At 71.1% G+C, this 19,469-nt stretch carries 11 protein-coding genes and 2 pseudogenes; 5 read left to right on the top strand and 8 right to left on the bottom strand.

The window, feature by feature from the left end; all coding sequences use genetic code 11:
* Positions 1-43 precede the first annotated feature (43 nt).
* The 3 genes from HS041_RS04015 to HS041_RS04005 form a co-directional block, all read right to left on the bottom strand.
* On the bottom strand, positions 44-2,989 hold the full coding sequence (locus HS041_RS04015; RefSeq protein ID WP_196439158.1) for an IPT/TIG domain-containing protein: 2,946 nt from the start codon (positions 2,987-2,989) through the stop codon (positions 44-46).
* A gap of 219 nt (positions 2,990-3,208) precedes the next feature.
* Positions 3,209-4,735, bottom strand: coding sequence for an APC family permease (locus tag HS041_RS04010; protein WP_196439157.1), 1,527 nt, complete (start codon positions 4,733-4,735; stop codon positions 3,209-3,211).
* Positions 4,736-4,852: 117 nt separating this feature from the next.
* Positions 4,853-6,154, bottom strand: a complete 1,302-nt coding sequence (locus HS041_RS04005; protein WP_196439156.1) for an MATE family efflux transporter — start codon at positions 6,152-6,154, stop codon at positions 4,853-4,855.
* 408 nt (positions 6,155-6,562) lie between these two features.
* Between HS041_RS04005 and dnaB the strand changes: the two genes are divergently transcribed.
* Positions 6,563-9,421 (top strand): replicative DNA helicase, encoded by a 2,859-nt coding sequence (gene dnaB / locus HS041_RS04000; protein WP_307845163.1) that lies wholly within the window; start codon positions 6,563-6,565, stop codon positions 9,419-9,421.
* 126 nt (positions 9,422-9,547) lie between these two features.
* Here the strand turns inward: dnaB and HS041_RS03995 are convergent, their stop codons facing one another.
* A complete protein-coding gene (locus HS041_RS03995; RefSeq protein WP_196439154.1) occupies positions 9,548-10,288 on the bottom strand; it encodes a phosphodiesterase in 741 nt (246 codons plus the stop codon).
* Between the two features lie 196 nt (positions 10,289-10,484).
* Here HS041_RS03995 and HS041_RS03990 point away from each other — a divergent pair, with 196 nt between their 5' ends.
* On the top strand, positions 10,485-11,717 hold the full coding sequence (locus HS041_RS03990) for a DUF5685 family protein (protein ID WP_196439153.1): 1,233 nt from the start codon (positions 10,485-10,487) through the stop codon (positions 11,715-11,717).
* 143 nt (positions 11,718-11,860) lie between these two features.
* Here HS041_RS03990 and HS041_RS03985 read toward each other — a convergent pair.
* Together HS041_RS03985 and HS041_RS03980 are read right to left on the bottom strand one after the other, a co-directional pair.
* A pseudogene (locus HS041_RS03985) lies at positions 11,861-12,562 on the bottom strand (ABC transporter permease); the annotation flags it as partial.
* 29 nt (positions 12,563-12,591) lie between these two features.
* Positions 12,592-13,501 (bottom strand): annotated as a pseudogene (locus HS041_RS03980) (ABC transporter ATP-binding protein).
* A 133-nt stretch (positions 13,502-13,634) separates the two neighbouring features.
* On the opposite strand from HS041_RS03980, the gene HS041_RS03975 reads away from it, so the two are divergent.
* Together HS041_RS03975 and HS041_RS03970 are read left to right on the top strand one after the other, a co-directional pair.
* Positions 13,635-15,161 carry a sensor histidine kinase gene (locus HS041_RS03975; protein ID WP_196439151.1) on the top strand — a complete coding sequence of 509 codons (1,527 nt, stop codon included), beginning with the start codon at positions 13,635-13,637 and terminating at the stop codon, positions 15,159-15,161.
* A gap of 25 nt (positions 15,162-15,186) precedes the next feature.
* The gene (locus tag HS041_RS03970) at positions 15,187-15,846 is read left to right on the top strand and encodes a response regulator transcription factor (RefSeq protein WP_196439150.1); all 660 of its coding nucleotides are present in this window, start codon (positions 15,187-15,189) and stop codon (positions 15,844-15,846) included.
* Here the strand turns inward: HS041_RS03970 and HS041_RS03965 are convergent.
* Positions 15,827-17,404, bottom strand: a complete 1,578-nt coding sequence (locus tag HS041_RS03965) for a methyl-accepting chemotaxis protein (protein WP_196439149.1) — start codon at positions 17,402-17,404, stop codon at positions 15,827-15,829. The genes HS041_RS03970 and HS041_RS03965 overlap by 20 nt on opposite strands.
* A gap of 191 nt (positions 17,405-17,595) precedes the next feature.
* Here HS041_RS03965 and dnaN point away from each other — a divergent pair, with 191 nt between their 5' ends.
* Positions 17,596-18,696: a DNA polymerase III subunit beta gene (gene dnaN, locus HS041_RS03960; RefSeq protein WP_196439148.1), complete on the top strand. Its 1,101-nt coding sequence runs from the start codon at positions 17,596-17,598 to the stop codon at positions 18,694-18,696.
* A gap of 73 nt (positions 18,697-18,769) precedes the next feature.
* Here dnaN and HS041_RS03955 read toward each other — a convergent pair whose 3' ends face one another.
* A complete protein-coding gene (locus tag HS041_RS03955) occupies positions 18,770-19,459 on the bottom strand; it encodes a FadR/GntR family transcriptional regulator (RefSeq protein WP_196439147.1) in 690 nt (229 codons plus the stop codon).
* Positions 19,460-19,469 lie beyond the last annotated feature (10 nt).

The raw sequence follows: 19,469 nt of genomic DNA, 5'->3' as shown, positions 1-19,469 counted from the left end.
GGAGAGACGCACCCGACGGCGGGCGGTCTCCGTGTTCAGCCGCTCACAGGGACCTCACCCAGGTGAAGGCCGTGCCGTTGCCGGTGGCGCTGGTGCCCCCCGGTGTGGTGACCTGAAGATAGGCGGTCCCTGCGGCCCTGATGGGGAGGACCAGGCTGAGCCGGGTGTCCGAGACGCGGGTGAACGCCACGGAGACGCCTCCCACGCTCACCTTGGAGGCGGCGGTGAAACCGGTCCCCTCGATCGTCACCGGGGTGCGGGCGGCGGTCAGTCCTCGGGTGGCCGACAGCCTGGACACGACCGGCCGCGGAGGCGTCGTGTAGGCGAACCCGCTCGCCTGGGTGACCGGACTGGCTCCGGCGGGAGTGCTGACCTGCACGTTGGCCAGGCCCGTGGAGGTGCGGGCGGGGAAGGCGGCACGCAGCTGGGTGTCGGAGACGAACGTGAACGGCACCGTCACACCGCCGACGGTGACCCGTGAGGCCCAGGTGAAGCCCTGTCCGTTGACGAGCACCGTGTGCGGGGCGTGGGTCTGGCCGCTGGCGGCGGACAGGCCGGTCACGGAGGGAACCTGCGCGGCGATGTAGCGGAAGTCCGTCTCGGCGTGGGCGTCGCTGTGGCCGCCGGGTGTGAAGACGTGCACGTTCACCCAGGTGTTGTGCGGTTGCGGGGGGAACACCGCGCGGATCTGGGAGTCCGACAGGACGGTGAACGTCGCTTCCTGGACGCCGATGGTGATCCTCGTGGCGCCGCGGAAGTTGGATCCGTTGATCAGCACCGTCGTCGGAACCTGAGCCGGTCCGGAGGCGGCGGACAGGTCGGCGACCACCGGCCGCGGCGGGTTGACGTAGGTCAGCCGGCCCGCGGGCACCACCGCGCTGGTGCCGTACGGGGTGGTGACCGTGACGTCGACCCCTCCGGTCTGGATACGGGCGGGGACCGCGAACTGCACCGAGGTCGGTGACAGCACCCGGACCGACGGGGCGGCGACCGCGCCGATGCGCACCTCGGTGGTGCCGGTCAGCGCCGTGCCGGTGAGGGTGACGGTGGTGCCGCCGACCGTCAGTGCGGTCGAAGGGCTGAGCGAGGTCACGACCGGCGGCGGGTGGTAGGTGAACCGCGACGCCGACGTCGGCGTGCTGGTGCCCGCCGGGTTGCTCACCGCCACGTCGACGACGCCGCCCCGGTCGAACCGGGGGGTGGTGACGACGAGGTGGGTGACGCCGCTGACCTGAGCGGTGCGGAACGGCGCGCTGACCCCGCCGAAGCGGACCGTGCTCGTGCTGGCCAGGTTGGCGCCCCTGAGGGTGACGGTGGCGCCGCCGGCGGACAGCCCCGCCCGGAGCGACAGGGAGGTGACGGTCGGCGCGGCCACGCGAAGCGGCAGCTGGCGCAGTGCCTGCAGGAACTCGTCGGCGGCGCGGGCCTTCGGCGCGTCGGCCAGGGCCTGGTTCATGCGCTCTCTCAGGCCCCACGAACCCCACTTGGACATGTGCTCGGCGGTGAGGAACAGCGCGATGGTGCCCCCGCCGAGTTCGCGCCACTGGTCCAGGTACCGGGCGTACAGGTCGCGCATGCGCGGGTGCCGGTTGGCGGCGTGGAAGAGCGCGGTGAGGGCGCTGTCGTTCTCGGTGCCCAGGAGGCCGGTCAGGTGCTGGCCGGCCTCGTAGGCCACCAGGGACAGGCCGTACTGGTCGGCCAGTGCCTTGTGGCGGAGGATCTGCTCACGCACTCCCGTGTCGATCGAGTGCTGGCAGGCCTGGAGCAGGCGGTCCACGCCGCCCGCCTTGACGTACGGGGCGACGGTGGGATGGCCGGGGAAATAGGTGCGGGAGTCGCCGGGGATCCACTGGTCGCCGCAGTCGAAGTACGGCGCGACGGCGATGGCGTCCACGTGCTCGTGGGTGTCCCGGTAGGCGAGGACGTCGCGCGCCACCCCGCTGTTGCCGGACTGGACTCCCATCACGCGCACCAGCCGGGTGTCGGCCTCGGCGCCGAACGCCTCCCGCCAGAGCCGGAAGATCTCCACCGATCGCAGTGCCTGGTAGCGCTGGCCGGCCACCCACGGCTCCACGGCCAGGCCGAGGTCCTGGCCCGTCCTGCGGACCCACGGGGTCTGCTGGAAGGCGTAGGCGCTGTTCCACAGCTCGTTGGAGTACTCGATGTAGGCCTTGCGCCCCGGTGCCAGCCTGTCCTGCACGACCTGGGCGAAGGACCGGACGAACTCGTCGGTCGCCCGGTGCGGCATGTTGAACCACGGGTCCGCGCCGACGCGGTTGGCCAGCTCGACCATGAGCTCGACCGCCACGCCGCGCGTCTGCGTCGACGACTCGGGGGTGGGGTAGTCCTCCCATTCGGCGTACGGCGAGGCGTTGGTGGTCATCCAGTCCATGAAGCGCAGCGTCCTCATGCCCTTCAGGCTGTCGAGGAACTGCGGGTGGAACACCTGCTTCTCACCGGTCTGCTCGAATCCCGGCATCCAGACGCGGATGTTGCGGACGTAGTCGTCCGGGTCGGTCCGGGTGATGCGCAGGAAGCGCCCTCCGGCGCCGGTGGTGTAGTCCGCACGCCCGGCGGTCTGGGGGTTGTACTCGAAGCGGTTGGCGGTGCGGTCGGATATCGTGCCGCCGCCGAAGAACGTCACGTCGCCGGTGCCCTCCCAGGTGACGGCGTACGTACCGATCGGATAGTCACCGCTGGTGAAGATGGCGGCGTCGACGTACTGCCCCGGCTCCATGCTGCGGACCCAGCCGTGCTCGTCGAGGGACAGCGCCGGCCCCTGTCCCCAGGAGGCGCCCGTCCGCTGGCTGATCCACGGACGCGAGGTCCGGAAGGCGTCGACGAAGGGCCATTCGGGGGTCCAGTCGCGCACCGGCGCGATGTTCACGCCCAGGGCGGTCCCGGCCACGGCCTCCGCCGCGGGGGTGGCCGCGGCGGCCGGTCCTGCCTGCGCCTGCAGCGACGTGGTGGCACCTATCACCAGGGACATCGCCAACGCGGTCACGCGGCGTCGGCGGGTGACCGCCTTCGCGGGGCGTGTTGAGCCCATGCCTATGGCCATGATCTGTCGCCCATGATCTGCTCCTGCCGAAAGTGAGCTTCCGATTTCGAAGCGTGAGATGAGTTTCGGCAGGAAACATCAGGACTTGAGGTAAATCACGCAACCTTTGCGCCGCCGGACCGCCGATCTTCGCGCGGCCGGGTTCCGTCAGCGGCGGTGCCGTCCTTTCAGGTCGACGGGGACCAACGGCGGCTGGCCGCCCCCGAGCACGCTCTTGCGCCTGCCGTACAGCAGGTAGACCAGCACCCCGAAGGCCATCCAGGCGATGAAGTACAGCCAGGTGATGACCTGGAGGTTCACCATGAGCCACAGGGTCGCCAGGATCGAGGCGATCGGCACGTAGGGGTAGAGGGGGGTGCGGAAGCCGCGGGGCAGGGCGGGCATGGTCCGGCGCATCCGGATCACTCCGGCGGCCACGGCGAGGAACGTGAACAGGGCGCCGATCACGACCAGCGGCTCCAGCGTGAGCACCGGGACGAACTCGGCCAGCAGGATCGCGGCGGCGCCGATGATCAGGGTGGCTCTGATCGGACTGTGGTAGCTGCGGTTGATCTTCGCCAGCGGCCGCGGGAACAGCCCGTCGCGGGCCATGGAGAAGACCACCCGGGTCAGGCCGACGAGCAGCACCAGGATGACCGTGGTCAGGCCGAGGACCGCGCCGATGTTGATGACGTGGACCATGAAGCCCTCACCGGCCTGGCGGAAGGCGCTGGCCAGCGGAGCCGTGGTGTCGATCTTCTCGTACGGGGTCATGCCGACCATCACGACGGCGACCGCGATGTAGATGACCGTGGTGGCGACCAGGCTGCGGATGATGCCCTTCGGGACGGACCGGGGCGCGTCCTCGGCCTCCTCGGCGGCCGTGGCCACCACGTCGAAGCCGATGTAGGCGAAGGTGATCGTGGCGGCGGCGGCGAAGATGCCGAACCAGCCGAACGCGGTCGTCTGGCCGAAGACCATGCCGAGCAGCGGGGAGTCCAGGGTGCCGGCGGCCGTCTCGATGGGGGAGCTCGGGGCCGGGATGGCCACGAGGTTGCCCTCGTCGAAGTGCAGGGCGCCGACGACGATGACCGCGCCGATGGCCAGCAGCTTCGCGACCACGATGATCCACAGGGCCCGCAGCCCGATCCGGGCGCCGAGCGCGACCACCCCGGTCAGCAGCACCAGGATGATCAGCGTGAACAGGTCGAACCCCTCGACCTGGCCGATGACCCCGGAGAACGGCTCCGGGATCCGCACGCCCAGGTCCGCGAGCATCTGGGCGGCGTAGAGCGACCATGCGCGCGCGACCACCGCGGCGGCCAGCAGCAACTCCATCACCAGCGCCCAGCCCACGATCCACGCCCACACCTCGCCGAAGATGACGTAGGTGAAGGTGTAGGCGCTGCCGGAGGCCGGCATGGCCGACGACAGCTCCGCGATGCAGAAGGCCACGAGCAGGCTCGTGATTCCGGCGATCATGAAGGAGAGGATCACGCCGGGCCCGGCCATGGTGGCCGCCTGGCGGCCGGCGAGGCTGAAGATGCCCGCGCCGATCATGACACCGACGCCGAGGACGATGAGGTCGGTCTGGCCGTAGGCCTTGGCCAGGCCGTGGCGCGCGCCGGTCCAGCGGCCTGTCGCCTCACTCGGAGGTAGACGGCGCGCGATGGACGGAGAGCGACCCTCGGGCACGGTATGGCCAATCCTGCTGGGGAGGGCAACATCCTTGTTGCCGGGACCCGATTCACAGTGCCGCAGAGGGTCCCGCCCTAACAAGGGGTAGGTGATTACGTGGTGGACACCTCCAGGTCACGCACCGGTCACCAACCAGTTGCCGCCTCTCGCGCGCAGTCCCAGGGTCACCAGCCGGGCGACCATCCACAGCCCCAGCGCCCCCCAGAGCGCGACGAGACCGCCGCCGGCGACGACCACCGTCAGCACCGCGGGCAGGTAGGCGAGCGTCGTCCACATCCCCGCGCGGGCGAGGTAGGCCTGGTCCCCGGCGCCGATCAGCACCCCGTCCAGGACGAACACCACCCCGGCGACCGGCTGCAGGACCGCCACCACCCAGAGCAGGGCGGACAGCTCCCCGGCGACCACCGCCTCCGCGTCGAACAGGCCGGGCAGGAACGGCCGGGCCGCGAGCACCAGCAGGCCCAGAACCACCCCGCAGCCGGCGCCCCACACCACCATCCGCCGGGTCGCGGCCCGGACCTCCGCCACGTCGCCGGCGCCCAGGGCGTGACCGGTGATCGCCTGCCCGGCGATGGCGATCGCGTCCAGGGCGAAGGCCAGCAGGATCCAGATCCTGATGGCGATCGTGTGCGCCTCGATCTGGCGCTCCCCCATCCGGGTGGCGACGGCCGTCGCGATGATCAGTACGGCCTGCAGGCACACCGTGCGGACGACCAGTCCGATCCCGGCCGATCCGGCGGACCTGATCCCCGCCAGATCGGGGCGGAACGGCGCCCGGTGGCGGATGAGCATCATGGCCAGGTAGACCCCGGCGGCGAAGGTCTGGGCCAGGACGGTGCCCCAGGCCGAGCCCGCGAGCCCCCAGCCGAGTCCCAGCACGAAAACGGCGTTGAGCAGCGCGTTGAGCACGAACGACCCGACGGAGACCAGCAGCGGCGTCAGGGTGTCCTGCATCCCGCGCAGCACCCCCGTCCCGGCCAGGACCAGCAGCATCGAAGGCACGCCCAGCAGGCTGATCCGCAGGTACGTCACCGCCTGCCGGGCCAGCTCGCCCTCCGCGCCGAGCAGCTGGACGAGGTACGGCGCCAGCGGCCACACCACCACGATGATCGCCGCCCCGACCCCGGCGGCCAGCCAGAGGCCGTCCACCCCCTGCCGGACCGCCTGCCGGGTGTCACCCGCGCCGATCTGCCGGGCGACGGCCGCGGTGGTCCCGTAGGCGAGGAACACGCACAGGCCGACCAGGGCGCTCAGCACCGTGCTCGCGACCCCGAGCGCGCCGAGCGCGGGCGCGGGCAGGTGGCTGACGATGACGGTGTCCGTCAGGAGGAACAGCGGCTCGGCGACCAGGGCTCCGAAGGCGGGGACGGCCAGCCTGAGGATCTGACGGTCGCGGGCGCGGGGGGTAAGAGGCACAGATCAATTGTGTCTCTTACGCTCCGATGCGTTCCCCCAGGGGAGGGAGGCGCCGGCCACGGCCGGCCGGATGCGAGACGCCGGCCCGACGGGATGTGGACGGACACGGCAGGGGGGAGCCGGCAGGCCGGCGCGCCATACGGAAGCGGTATCGGCGTGTCACCCCGACTTTCTTTTCTCCACAGGCAGTGGATTAAGTTTTCCCTGATCAGAACGGCGTGTCGCCCTGTGGATAACTATTATCCACAGGTCTGTCCCCAGGCTGCCCACACCCTTGGCCGGGAAGTCCACATGTTATCCACAGCCCTGTCGACAGGCCGCGTTGCCACTGCTTCGGGGAGGGACGAGACTGTCGTACCGGTCGGCTACAACTGGGGATGGCAGGACCGCGACGAAAGGGGGTGTGCGGTGAGCCTTGCGGAGCCACCGGTCTTCGAGTCGGGGTTCGAGCGTACGCCGCCGAACAACATCGAGGCCGAGCAGTCCGTTCTCGGCGGCATGCTCCTGTCCAAGGATGCCATCGCCGACGTCGTCGAGATCGTGCGGTCCGACGACTTCTACCGCCCCGCCCACCAGATCGTCTTCGACATCATCACCGAGCTCTACGGCCGCGGCGACCCCGCCGACGCCGTCACCGTCTTCGACGAGCTGCAAAAGCGCGGCGAGGTCACCCGGGTCGGCGGCGGCGCCTACCTCCACACGCTGACCGCCGTCGTGCCCACCGCCGCCAACGCCGGCTACTACGCCCGCATCGTCCGCGAGCAGGCCATCCTCCGCCGCCTCATCGAGGCCGGCACCCGCATCGTCTCCTTCGGCTACGGCGGGCAGGACGAGGAGGTCGACGACCTCGTCGACCGCGCTCAGGCCGAGATCTACAAGGTCACCGAGCGCCGGACCTCCGAAGACTACGCCGCGCTGTCCGAGATCATGCCGGGTGCCCTCGACGAGCTGGAGGCCATCGGCGGCCGGAGCGGCCAGATGGTCGGCGTCCCCACCGGCTTCCAGGATCTCGACGCCCTCACCAACGGCCTCCACCCCGGCCAGATGATCGTCGTGGCCGCGCGCCCGGCGATCGGCAAGGCTCTCGCGCTCGACACACTCCTTCCCACTCCCGCCGGATGGACGACCATGGGAGAGGTCGCGGTGGGAGACCTCCTGATCGGTGCGGACGGCAAGCCCACCCGGGTGGTCGCGGCGACCGACGTGATGCACGGGCGTCCCTGCTACGAGGTGGAGTTCAGCGACGGGACGGTGATCGTCGCCGACGCGCAGCACCGGTGGCGGACGACCACGCGGGCGAGCCGCCGCCAGAAGGCGGGTGTCGGCCGGTCCCTCCACTGGCCCGTCGAGTCGGTCGAACGCGTCAGGAACGCCTATGAGGCGTCGCAGGCGGAGTCCGACGGGCTCGTCACGCATCGTGAAGCCCTCGCTATCGTGGGGGAGGAGTTCCGCCACGTTCTCCACACCGTGGGCAAGGAGATCGGACCCGCAGGGAAGGTTCCCCGGACCGTCACCGGCCCGGCGCGGAGCTATGTCTGGAACACGCCGGCATATTCGCGCAGGCGCCTCTCCGAGGCGCTGTACGCCCGGGTGATCCAGCCGAGGAACGCCGCCACGACTGCGGTGCACGAGGACGTCGTCACCACTGAGGAAATCGCCGCCACGCTGCGTTGCACCACGGCGGACGGGCGGCCGAACCACGCGGTCACCGTCGCGGCGCCGTTCTGCCTGGACGAGCAGGATCTGCCGCTGCCGCCGTACGTCCTGGGCGTCTGGCTGGGAGATGGCCACAGTGACGGCGCCCGCTTCACGACGGTCGATCAGGAGATCGTCTCCGCGATCGAGGCAGAAGGACTCCGGGTCACCCGCACGGCCGCCGAGATCTCCTATTCGATCCGGTTCCCGGATCCAGAGCCCGTGGCGCCGCGTTCCTGCGTCGTCTGCGGAGAGTCCTTCACGCCCCGGACGTCGCAGGTGCGCACCTGCGGCCAGTCCTGCGGCGGGAAAGCCCGCTTCGTATCGGATCCGGTCCCGGCGCCCACGTGCTCTGACTGCGGCGGCCCGTCCAGCGGTCTGCGGCAGTGTCAGGCGTGCCGGGACCATCACGGCACCGTACAGGCGGTCCTGCGCTCCCTGGGGGTGCTCGGCGACAAGCACATTCCGCGTAGCTATCTGCGCGCCTCCGAGGAGCAGCGGAGGGCGCTGCTGGCCGGGCTGCTGGACACCGACGGCTATGTGAGCAAGAACGGTCAGATCCAGTTCGCCGTCACGAACCGGAGGCTCGCCGAAGATGCCCTGGAGCTCGTTCTGAGCCTGGGGTACCGGGCGACCATGAGGACGAGAGAGGTCAAGGGCAGGAGGGCTGACTCCTCCACCTGCTACATGATCAACTTTACTGCGGCGGAGAAGGTGTTCCGGCTGACCCGCAAGGCTGACCGCCAGGTGAGCCGAGCGCATCCGACAAGCCTCGTCCGGTACATCGTGGACGTGCGGCCCGTTCCCTCGGTGCCGGTGCGCTGTGTCGAGGTCGATAACGCCGACCACATGTACCTTGCGAGCAGGGCGTGCATCCCCACCCACAACAGCACGCTCGGTTTGGACTTCGCGCGGTCCGCCGCGATCAAGCACGGTATGACGACTGTCGTGTTCTCGCTGGAAATGTCCAGAAATGAGATCACGATGCGACTGCTCTCCGCCGAGGCCAGGGTGGCGCTGCACTCCATGCGCTCGGGTTCGCTGACCGATGAGGACTGGGCCAAGCTGGCCCGGCGGATGGGCGAGGTGGCCGAGGCGCCGCTCTACATCGACGACTCGCCGAACATGTCGATGATGGAGATCCGGGCCAAGTGCCGCCGCCTGAAGCAACGGCACGACCTGCGCTTCGTCATCATCGACTACCTCCAGCTGATGTCCTCGCCGAAGAAGACCGAGAGCCGTCAGAACGAGGTCTCCGAGATCTCCCGGGCGATCAAGCTGCTCGCCAAGGAACTCGAGGTCCCGGTCATCGCGATCTCCCAGCTCAACCGTGGTCCGGAGCAGCGAACGGACAAAAGGCCCATGGTTAGCGACCTTCGCGAAAGTGGATCTATCGAGCAGGATGCCGACATGGTCATCCTTCTCCATCGAGAAGACGCGTACGAACGCGAGTCCCCCCGCGCCGGAGAAGCCGACCTGATCGTGGCCAAGCACCGTAACGGCCCCACCGCCACGGTGACCGTGGCCTTCCAGGGCCACTACAGCCGCTTCGTCGACATGGCCACGCACTGACCGTCCGGTGTCCGGGGCGGGAGGACCGGCGGGCACGCGCCTTCCACGAGGACCAGCCGGACGCCATCGAGGGCTCCGGGCGCCGCGGCGGCCCCGTTCACCGACCGGGCCGCCGGGGGACCCGCCTCAGACCACCGGGCGGATGTGGGTGGCGAGGTGGTCGCCGTCGAGGACGTGCAGGGCGAACTGCGGCGGCATGCCGAGGTCGACCGGGACCCGTGCGGCGGTCTCGGCGGGTACGAGCGCGGTGTTGATGACGCCGGGGGCGACGAGCAGGGGAAGGCCCGCGAACCGGGTGCTCGCCGGGGTGTGGGCATGCCCGGCGAGCACGGCGACGACCCGGGGGTGGCGGCGCAGCACCTCGGCCAGCCGGCCGGGCTCGCGCAGCCCGATCCCGTCGACGTACGGGATGCCCAGGGGGGCGGCCGGGTGGTGCATGCCGACGACGGCCGGGGTGGTGGGCGACTCGGCGAGCACGGCGTCCAGCCAGGCGAGCGTCTCGTCCTCCAGGAAGCCCTCCGGCCGTCCGGGGACGCTGGAGTCGCACAGGGCGACGGTGAGCCCGTCGAGCCGCAGGACCTGGTTGACCGGGCCGTCGCCGCCCCCGTCCTCGCCGAGGAGGACCTTCCGGAAGGTCTGGCGGTCGTCGTGGTTGCCGGGGCACACGATCGTCGGCAGGCCGGACGCCAGCAGCTCGCGTGCGGTCTCGTACTCTCCGGCCGCGCCGTGGTCGGCGATGTCACCGGTCACGATGACGGCGTCCAGCGGGCCGGGCATGGCCGTCAGGTGCCGCATGACGGCGCGGGTCCGCTCGATGCTGCGAGTGCCGTCGATGTGGATGTCGCTCATGTGCGCCAGGGTCAGCATGACTCCCAGCGTGCCACGGCCGCACCGGCTGCGGCCCGCCGTACCCGGTGCGGCCGGAGGGGGACGGCCGGTGGGGCGGTGACCGTTCGCGGGACCGGCCCGGCCATATTGCCTGGTGACATATGGTCTGCAAGTCATTCTTAAGCCACATATGGGATTTTTTGCCGCACTTGTAGAGCGCGACTGCGGAGTGAAGATGTTCGGGATCGTTCGGCCGTGCCGTCACGGCATGTGCGGAGGGCTGTTCGCGGCGTGGATGGCGCACCTGTGCGGGCTCTGCCTGGCACTGCGTGACGAGCACGGTCACGCGGCCCGGCTGGTGACCAACTACGACGGGCTGCTGGTCTCGGTGCTGACCGAGGCGCAGTCCCCGGCCGTCTCCCCGCGCCGCAGGGCCGCCCCGTGCGCGCTGCGCGGTTTCTCCGGCGCGGAGGTGGTCGGCGCCCGGGCCGAGGGGGTGCGGCTGGCCGCGGCGACCTCGCTGATCCTCGCCTCGGGCAAGGTCCGCGACCACATCGCCGACCGCGACGGCATCTACGCCCGGCGGCCGGTCGCCGCCCTCGCGGGCCGGGTGGCCGCACGCTGGGAGTCGTCAGGAGTCCGTACGGCCGCCGCCGTCGGGTTCGACCCCGGGGTGCTGGCCGAGGCGGTGGAGCGGCAGACCCGCCTGGAGGCCGAGTCCGGCCTGACGCTGCTGGAGCTGACCGGGCCGACCGAGGACGCGGTCGCGGCGGCGTTCGCGCACACCGCCGTCCTCGCGGGCAAGCCGCACAACGCCGAGCTCCTGGCCGAGGCCGGGCGCTGCTTCGGCAGGCTCGTCCACCTGGTGGACGCGGTGGAGGACCTGGAGGCGGACCGGGCGGCCGGGGCCTACAACCCGCTGCTCGCCACCGGAACCGGTCTCGCCGAGGCCCGCCGCCTCTGCGACGACGCGCTGCTCGGCCTGCGGCTGGCCGTGGCCGACCTGGACCTGCAGGAACGGGGGCTGGTGAAGGCCCTGCTGGTGAAGGAGGTCCGCCGCTCGGTGGACCGCGTCTTCGCCCAGCCGTCTCCGGCGGCCTGTGCCCGCCCGGTCACCGGGGACGGCCGGGGCACCGCCGGGGAGGCCACCGCGGGCCCGCCGGGCAACGGCTCCCCCGAGGCGCCGCCGGCAGGCGACCCCGGGAAGACCGTGCCCCGCGACCCGAGGCTGAGGCCGGAGCCCGGCTGCGGGCCCCGGCTCTGCTTCGCCCTCAGCTTCATGGTCTGCAGCTGCGGGCTCTACCGGCCCCCGTGGGACGAGGACCGCTACAAGTCCTGCGGAGAGCGCCTGGACTGCGGCGGCTGCGACGCCTGCGGGCAGTGCTGCGACGCGTGCTCGTCCTGCTGCGAGACGTGTTCCTGCTGCAGCGAGGGCGGCTGCTGCGACGGCTGCGGCTGCGACTGCTGATCCTCGACCTCTTCTGAGGGGACCCCGCAACGAAGCGGCCTGCCCGTTCCGGGGAACGGGCAGGCCGGGGCGGTGGGCGAGCGGGTGGGCCGGGATGTCCGCCCGGGGTGTCCCGGGGTCTTCACCCGAGGTCGCGCCGGGGGTCACTGCCAGCGGAACAGCTTGGCGGCCAGGGTGCCGGTGACGGCCAGGGTCGCCGCCATCACCACCAGGTGCAGCAGCTGCGGCGGGTTGCCGGCCCAGGTGTCCCGTACGGCCTGGGCGAACGGGGCCATCGGCAGGAAGTCGCCGATCCGCCGCAGCACGTCGGCCATCAGTTCCCTGGGAATCCACATGCCCGAGATGAACAGCAGCGGGAACATCAGCACCGATCCGATGCCCGGCGCGGACTTGGCGGTGGGGGCCAGCGCGGTGATCAGCAGGCCCAGGCCGAACATCGAGGCGGTGCCGAGCAGGAACACGCCTGCGAAGGCCAGCGGGCTCTTGGGCAGCGGAATGTCGTGGAGCAGGTGGCCCAGGCCGATCAGCAGGACCGTGGCGATCACCGCGACCCCGAGGTTGATGACCAGCTGGGCGACCAGCAGCCGGAACGGGCTGACGGGAGTGGTGGACATCCGGCGCAGCACGCCGGTCTCGCGGTAGGCCGCCAGCGCGGCGGGCAGCACGCTCAGCGCCATCGTCACCACCGCGAGGATCATCATCATCGCGGGGAGCTGGTTGTCGATCACCCGCTGGCCGCCCAGCTCCGGGCTGACCTCCTGGAAGGAGGGGATCATCCCCAGGCCGAGCAGGAGCCCGAGCGGGAGCAGGATCGCGAAGATCGGCCCGCCCGGTTCGCGGAGGAACAGCTTGGTCTCGACCAGGATCATCTTGTTCATCGGGCGTCTCCATTGGTGATCTTCTTGCCGGTGAGGGCGAGGAAAGCGTCGTCGAGGGTGGCCTGCTCGACACGGAGGTCGGCCGGGACGACCCCGGCTCCGGCCAGGGCGGCGGTGACCGCGAGCAGCAGATTGCCGTCGCCGGTGACCTCGACCCGGTCGCCGTCGCGGTGCACCCCGGTCACCTCGGGCAGCGTCTTCAGCACGCTTTCGTCGAGCGGGCCGGAGGGCCGGAACCTGACGGTCTGCTGGTGGTCGATGCGGGAGATCAGCCCGGCCGGGCTGTCGAGGGCGACCACCCGCCCGGAGTCGATCAGTGCGATCCGGTCGCAGAGCCGCTCGGCCTCCTCCATGAAGTGGGTGACCAGCACGATCGTCACGCCGTCCGCCCGGACCTGCTCGATGAGGTCCCAGGTGTCCCGCCGGGCCTGCGGGTCCAGGCCGGTGGTGAGCTCGTCGAGGATGGCCACGCGGGGGTTCGACCAGCGCCAGGGCGATGGACAGCCGCTGCTGCTGGCCGCCGGAGAGCTTGCCGTACCGCGTGTCGCGCTTGTCGGCGAGCCCCACCCGCTCCACCAGCGCCATGGGGTCCACCGGCATCCGGTAGAAGGAGGCGTACAGGTCCAGCGCCTCCCAGACCTTGATCCGCTCGGGCAGCGCGGAGCTCTGCAGCTGCACGCCGAGCTTCTCCTTGAGCGCGTCACCGCGCAGGCCGCCGAGCACCTTCACGGTGCCGGAGTCGGGGGTGCGCAGACCGGCGACGCACTCGACGGTGGTCGTCTTGCCGGCGCCGTTGGGGCCGAGAACGCCGAAGATCTCGCCCTCCTCGACGGTGAACGACACGCCGTCCACCGCGAGCCGGTCGCGGTACTGCTTGCGGAGGTTGTCTACCTCGATCACCTTCATGGCACTGACGGTAGAAAGTATGCATCTCCGGTGTAATCGGTCTGGATACCGAGCAGGGGTGGGGATAACTCCACCCCCGTACGGCACGCGGCCCCACTGGGCAGCACGCGGCCGATCACCGAGACTTCATGACATGAGGCGATACGCGGAGGCGACGGCCCGGTCCCTGTGCCTGGGGCTGCTGACCCTGGTGGACATGGTCCTGGCGATTGTGACCGTGCTGATGATCGTGCTCTCGTTCGGGATCGGGGTCGTCTTCCTCTTCCCTCCGTCGGTCAGGGTGCTGCGGTGGCGCACGGGGCTCGCCAGGCGGTTGAGCGGCAGGTGGCTCGGGCGGGAGATCGGGCCGTCCTACCTGCCGCCCCCGCCGCCCGTCCGGCCTCAGCCCGACGGGTGGTATCGCCACGACCGCCAGCTCTACAAGACGCCGCGCTGGCCCGAGTGGAACAACCGCTGGAAGTGGATGTTCGGCGACCCGGCCACCTGGCGGGACCTGTTCTGGCTCGTTCTCAGCCCGCTCACGGGCGCGGTCCTGCTGCTGCCCGCGGTCACCGTCGGGTACGGCGTGATCGTGGTGGGGCAGTGGCATCCGGCGGCGCTGCTCCTGGGGCCGGCGGCCGTCGCCGCCGTCGCCGCGGCCCCACGGCTGCTGCACTTCTACGGCTGGTGGAACGAGCTGCTGCTCGGCCCCACGGCCAAGTCCCTGCTGGCGAGGCGGATCCACACGCTCAACCAGGCCCGCATGGAGACGGCCGGCTCGCAGGCGGCCGAGCTGCGCCGGATCGAGCGCGACCTGCACGACGGGGCCCAGGCCAGGCTGGTGGCCATCGGCATGACGCTCGGCGCCGTCGAGGCGCTGGTGGACACCGACCCGACGGCGGCCAGGGCGCTGCTGGCCAAGGCGCGCGAGGCCTCCTCCACGGCGCTCACCGAGCTGCGCGGCCTGGTCCGGGGCATCCACCCGCCGGTGCTGGCCGAGCGCGGCCTGGGCGACGCGGTGCGCGCCCTCGCCCTCGACAGCCCGCTGGAGGTGAAGGTCACCGTGGACCTGAAGACCCGCCCCGAGTCGCCTGTCGAGTCGGCCGCCTACTTCTCGATCAGCGAGCTGCTGACCAACGCGGCCCGGCACGGAGGCGCGGACCGCGTCTGGATCGACATCAGCAGCCAGGGGAAGACCTTGCGCGTCACCGTCACCGACGACGGCTCGGGCGGGGCCGACCCGGCGCGGGGCAGCGGGCTGCGCGGCATCGAGCGGAGACTGGCCGCCTTCGACGGGGTACTGGCGATCAGCAGCCCGCCGGGCGGCCCGACGACGGTCACCATCGACCTGCCGCACGCGCTGGTCTGGGAGGAGAACTTCGACACGACGGCGCAGATGCCCAAGTGGAAATGGGCGATCGTCGTGCTCGGCTACGGAATCGGCTGGCTTCCGCTCTTCCCGCAGGGAATCGTCACGGCGGTGATGAAGATCATCGATCAGGAGGAGAAGAGCTGGTTCTACATCCTCTACCTGCCCGAGCCGGTGCAGTGGCCGATGATCATTTTCAACATCGCCCTCGGCCTGGTCCTGTACAGCGCGGCCGTGCTGCTGCCGATCCAGCACTCCCGCAACCGGTGGATGGCCGGGATGAACCCGGTCTGCCTAAAGTTGGACCGATGAACCCCCACGTCGCCCGGCCGGGCCGATGAGCGCCCGCGTCGTCATCGCCGAAGACCTCCACCTGCTTCGGGAGGGCCTGGTCCACCTGCTGCGGGCTCACGGCTTCGATGTCGTGGCCGCCGTCGAGTCCGGGCCCGAGCTGCTGAAGGCGCTGACCGGGGAGCGGCCCGACGTGGCCGTGGTGGACGTCCGGCTCCCGCCCACCTTCACCGACGAGGGCCTGCAGGCGGCGCTGGCCGCCCGCCGGGTGATCCCCGGCCTGCCCGTCCTGGTGCTCTCCCAGCACGTCGAGCAGCTCTACGCCCGCGAGCTGCTCGCCGACGGGTCCGGTGCGATCGGCTATCTCCTGAAGGACCGGGTGTTCAACGCCGAGCAGTTCGTCGACGCCGTGCGCCGGGTCGCCGCCGGGGGGACCGCGATGGACCCCGAGGTGATCGCCAAACTGCTGGCCAGCACCGCCCGGCACGAACCTCTGGCCGCGCTGACGCCGCGGGAGCGGGAGGTCCTGGAGCTGATGGCGGAGGGCCGCTCCAACGCGGCCATCTCCCAGCGGCTCTTCCTCAGCGAGAGCGCGGTCGGCAAGCACACCGCCGGCATCTTCGCCAAGCTCGACCTCGCCCCCTCCGACGACGACAACCGCCGCGTCCTGGCCGTGCTGGCCTACCTCAACGCCGCCCGGTCCTGAACCTGCCGGTGACCTCGCGCAGCCGGTCGGCGGTCTGCGCGAGCTGCTCGACCGAGGCGGTGACGGCGCCGGTGGTGTCGGCCATCCGCCCGGTGGAGGCCATGTTGGCCCCGGCGAAGGAGCCGACCTCGTCGAGCGCCTCGCGCAGCGTCGTGGTGCCGCCGGCGATCCGCTCGAAGGCGCCCCGGGCGTGCTCGTCGACGACCAGTACGGCCTCGCCGCTGGTCTGCTGGATCTCGGCCACCACGCCCGCGATGGACTGGGCGGCCTTGCTGCTCTCCTCGGCGAGCGCGCGGACCTCTCCCGCGACCACGGCGAAGCCGGAGCCGTGCACCCCGGCGCGGGCGGCCTCGATGGAGGCGTTGAGCGCCAGCAGGTTGGTCTGCCCGGCGATGCGGGAGATGGTGTCGACGATGTCGCTGATGCGGGCGGACTTCTCGTCGAGGTCCCGCATCACCTGCGTCAGCTGCTGCACGGTGCCGATGCCCTCCTCGACCAGGCCGGAGGTCTGCTGGGCGGCACGCTGGGCCTGGCTGACGAGGTCCACCTGGCGCTCGGCGTTGCCGACCACCTCGCTCACGGCGGCGCGCACGCCTTCGGAGACACCGGACAGCTCCTGCGAGGCCTGGTCGAGCGCGCCCGCCGAGTGGCGCACCTGCCCGATCGAGTCGTTCAGGTTGCGCACCATGGCGTCGAAGGCCTGACCGAGGCGGTCCTCGGCCGACTTCGGCGCGGCGTCGACCGCCAGGTCGCCGTCGGCCATCCGCTGGGACACCCCGGCCATCGAGTTCAGGTACTCCACCATGCGGTCGAACGCCGCCGCGACCTCCGCGATCTCGTCGTCGGCCGTGACCTCGATCCGCTGGTCGAGGTCGCCCCGGGCGATGCGGTCGGCGGCGGTGGAGAGGCTGCGCAGCCCGGTGGAGATGCGCCGGGCCAGGATCCGGCGGATGACCAGGGCGATGCCGAGCGCGGCCGTCAGCAGCACGGCCAGCGTGGTGAACCCGACGACGACGTCGAGGTCGGCCTCGTCACGGCTCTCCTGGGCGGCCTGGACGTCCAGCTCCCGGAGGGACTTCAGGCCCTCCTTCAGCTTGTCCCACTGCTCGTCGCCGGCGCCGCTGTCGAACGTCGCGCGGGCGGCGGCGAAGTCGCCGGCGTCGGCCAGCGCGACCAGCGGGCCGGTCGCGCGGACGTACTCGGTCCATGCGCGCTCGTACCCGGACAGCACGGAGAGGTGAGCGTCGCTCAGCGGCAGCTCGCGGAACTCGGCGAACAGGGCCTTCATGTCGGCGTCCTCCTCGGCCATCGCCTCGACCGTCGCCGCCTGCTCCTCGTCGCCCTCGGGCAGGGCGAGGTACTCCCACTGCTCCTTGCGGTACTTGTTCATCAGCCCGTCGACCTTGCCGGTGAGCTGCGCACCGGGCATACCGGCCTCGGCGAGCTGGCTCACGGTGGAAGAGGCCTGCCACAGGTGCCACGCGGAGGTGGCCGCGGGCAGCAGCAACATGCCGATCACCATGGCGAAGCCGAAGCGCAACGCCTTGTCGATGGTCATCCGTGCCAGTACGCGCTGTATCGCATCCACTCCGTTGCTCATGGCTTCCCCGTCGGCGGGAGGACCGCGGACCTGAGAAATACCGGTCTGCGGACTCATCCGGAGGCCGGGTGCCTGATATGGATGTTCTGTCGGTGTCACCGGCTACCGTTCGGGAGAACACGGCATCCGCGTGCAGAAGGGATCCCCAGGTGAAGCTCCGGGTCAACCGCGATGTCCTGGCCGACGCTGTGGTCTGGGCCGCCCGCATGCTGCCGGGCCGTCCGGCGCTTCCGGTGCTCTCCGGCCTGCTCCTGGAGGCGGCGGGGGAGGAGCTCGTGCTCTCGGCCTTCGACTACGACGTCTCCGCCCGTGCGGCGGTCGAGGCCGAGGTGGAGGAGGCGGGCCGGGTGCTGATCCCCGGCCGGATCCTCGCCGAGATCACCCGGAGCCTGCCCGCGGAGCCGGTGGAGATCGTGACCACGGGTTCGGAGGCGGTGCTGACCTGCGGCGGCGCGGAGTTCGGCCTGCTGACCATGCCGGTGGAGGACTTCCCGACCCTGCCCGGGATGCCGCCCGGGATCGGCGCGATCGGCGGCGGGGTCTTCGCGAGCGCGGTCGGCCAGGTCGCCCCGGCGGCCAGCCGTGACGAGACCCTTCCCATGCTGACCGCCATCAGGGTCGACGTCTCCGGCGAGAACATGACCATGGCCTCGACCGACCGTTACCGCATCGCCGCCAGGGACTTCGACTGGCGCCCCGAGCACCCCGGCGTCACGGCCGCGGCCATGGTGCCCGCCCGGGTGCTCGTGGAGGTGGCCAGGTCGCTGCGGGGCGGTGAGGTGGCGGTGGCGCTGGGCGAGGGCGTCGCCGGCTTCGAGAGCGTCGGCAGGAGCATCACGGTCCGCCTGCTGGACGAGCAGTTCATCGACTACCACTCGCGGCTGGCCGGTGACTGGTCCATCCGGGCGGACCTGCGGGTGGCCCCGTTCGTCGAGGCGATCAAGCGGGTGGCGCTGGTCGCCGGGAGCAACACCGCGATCCGCCTGTCGTTCAGCCCGGGCCGGGTGGTGGTCCAGGCGGGCGGTGGCGAGATCGGCCGGGCCACCGAGGCGGTGGAGGCCGAGCTGTCCGGCGACGACATCCAGATCGCCTTCCAGTCGCAGTTCCTGCTGGACGGCCTGTCCGGGGTCGAGACCGAGTTCGTCCGCGTCAACATGGAGTCGTCGACCCGGCCCGCCCTCATCACCGAGGTTCCCGGCGACGCCGATCCGGCCTTCCGCTACCTCGTCATGTCCCTGCGTCAGACCTGACACGGATGCCGGGCCCGCCGGGCCGGTGGGAGAGACGGCCGTGCGGCGCCGGCCGGCGCCGCACGGCGACGGGTCAGGAGGGGAGCTCCTGAGCCTCGGTCAGCGCGATCAGGATGTGCTCCATGCACGCGTGGCCCGCCCGTTCGGCGGCGCTCGCGTCACCGGCGGCGATGGCGCGCGCGATCGCGTCGTGGGGGATGTAGCTGCTGTTGATCGAGGTGCCGGCGGCGGTGATGCTGGCACGCAGGGCCGTGGAGAAGTCCTCGTAGAGCTCGATCAGGACGCGGTTGTGCGTGGCCTGCACGACCGCGATGTGGAAGGCGAGGTCGGCCTCGACGAACCCGTTGGGCTCACCGAGCTCCCAGGCCTGCTCCCGCGCGGCCAGCGCGGTCTCGATGGCGGCGATGTCGTCGTCGGTGCGCCGGGTGGCGGCCAGCCGTGCGGCCTCCACCTCCAGCGCCCGCCGTACCTCCAGGATCTCCAGCTGCTCGGCGGCACGCAGCCGCCGCAGCATGGCCCCGGACAGCTCGCTCGTGGCCCGGACGTAGGTGCCGTCGCCCTGGCGGCACTCCAGCAGGCCCGCGTGGGTGAGTGCCCGTACGGCCTCGCGGACGGTGTTGCGTCCGACCCCCAACTGCTCGGCGAGCACCGTCTCGGTGGGAATCTTTGCATTCATCTGCCAGGAGTTCGAAACGATCTGCTCTTTGAGCTGATCGATCACCTGGTCGACGAGGGACGCTCGCTGCGCCGTACGCAGACTCACAGTCCGCCTC

The sequence above is a fragment of the Planomonospora sp. ID67723 genome (assembly GCF_015711605.1).
Lineage (GTDB): Bacteria > Actinomycetota > Actinomycetes > Streptosporangiales > Streptosporangiaceae > Planomonospora_A.
Note: the sequence above shows the minus strand (reverse complement) of the source record. Positions and strands in the feature narration are given on the sequence as shown.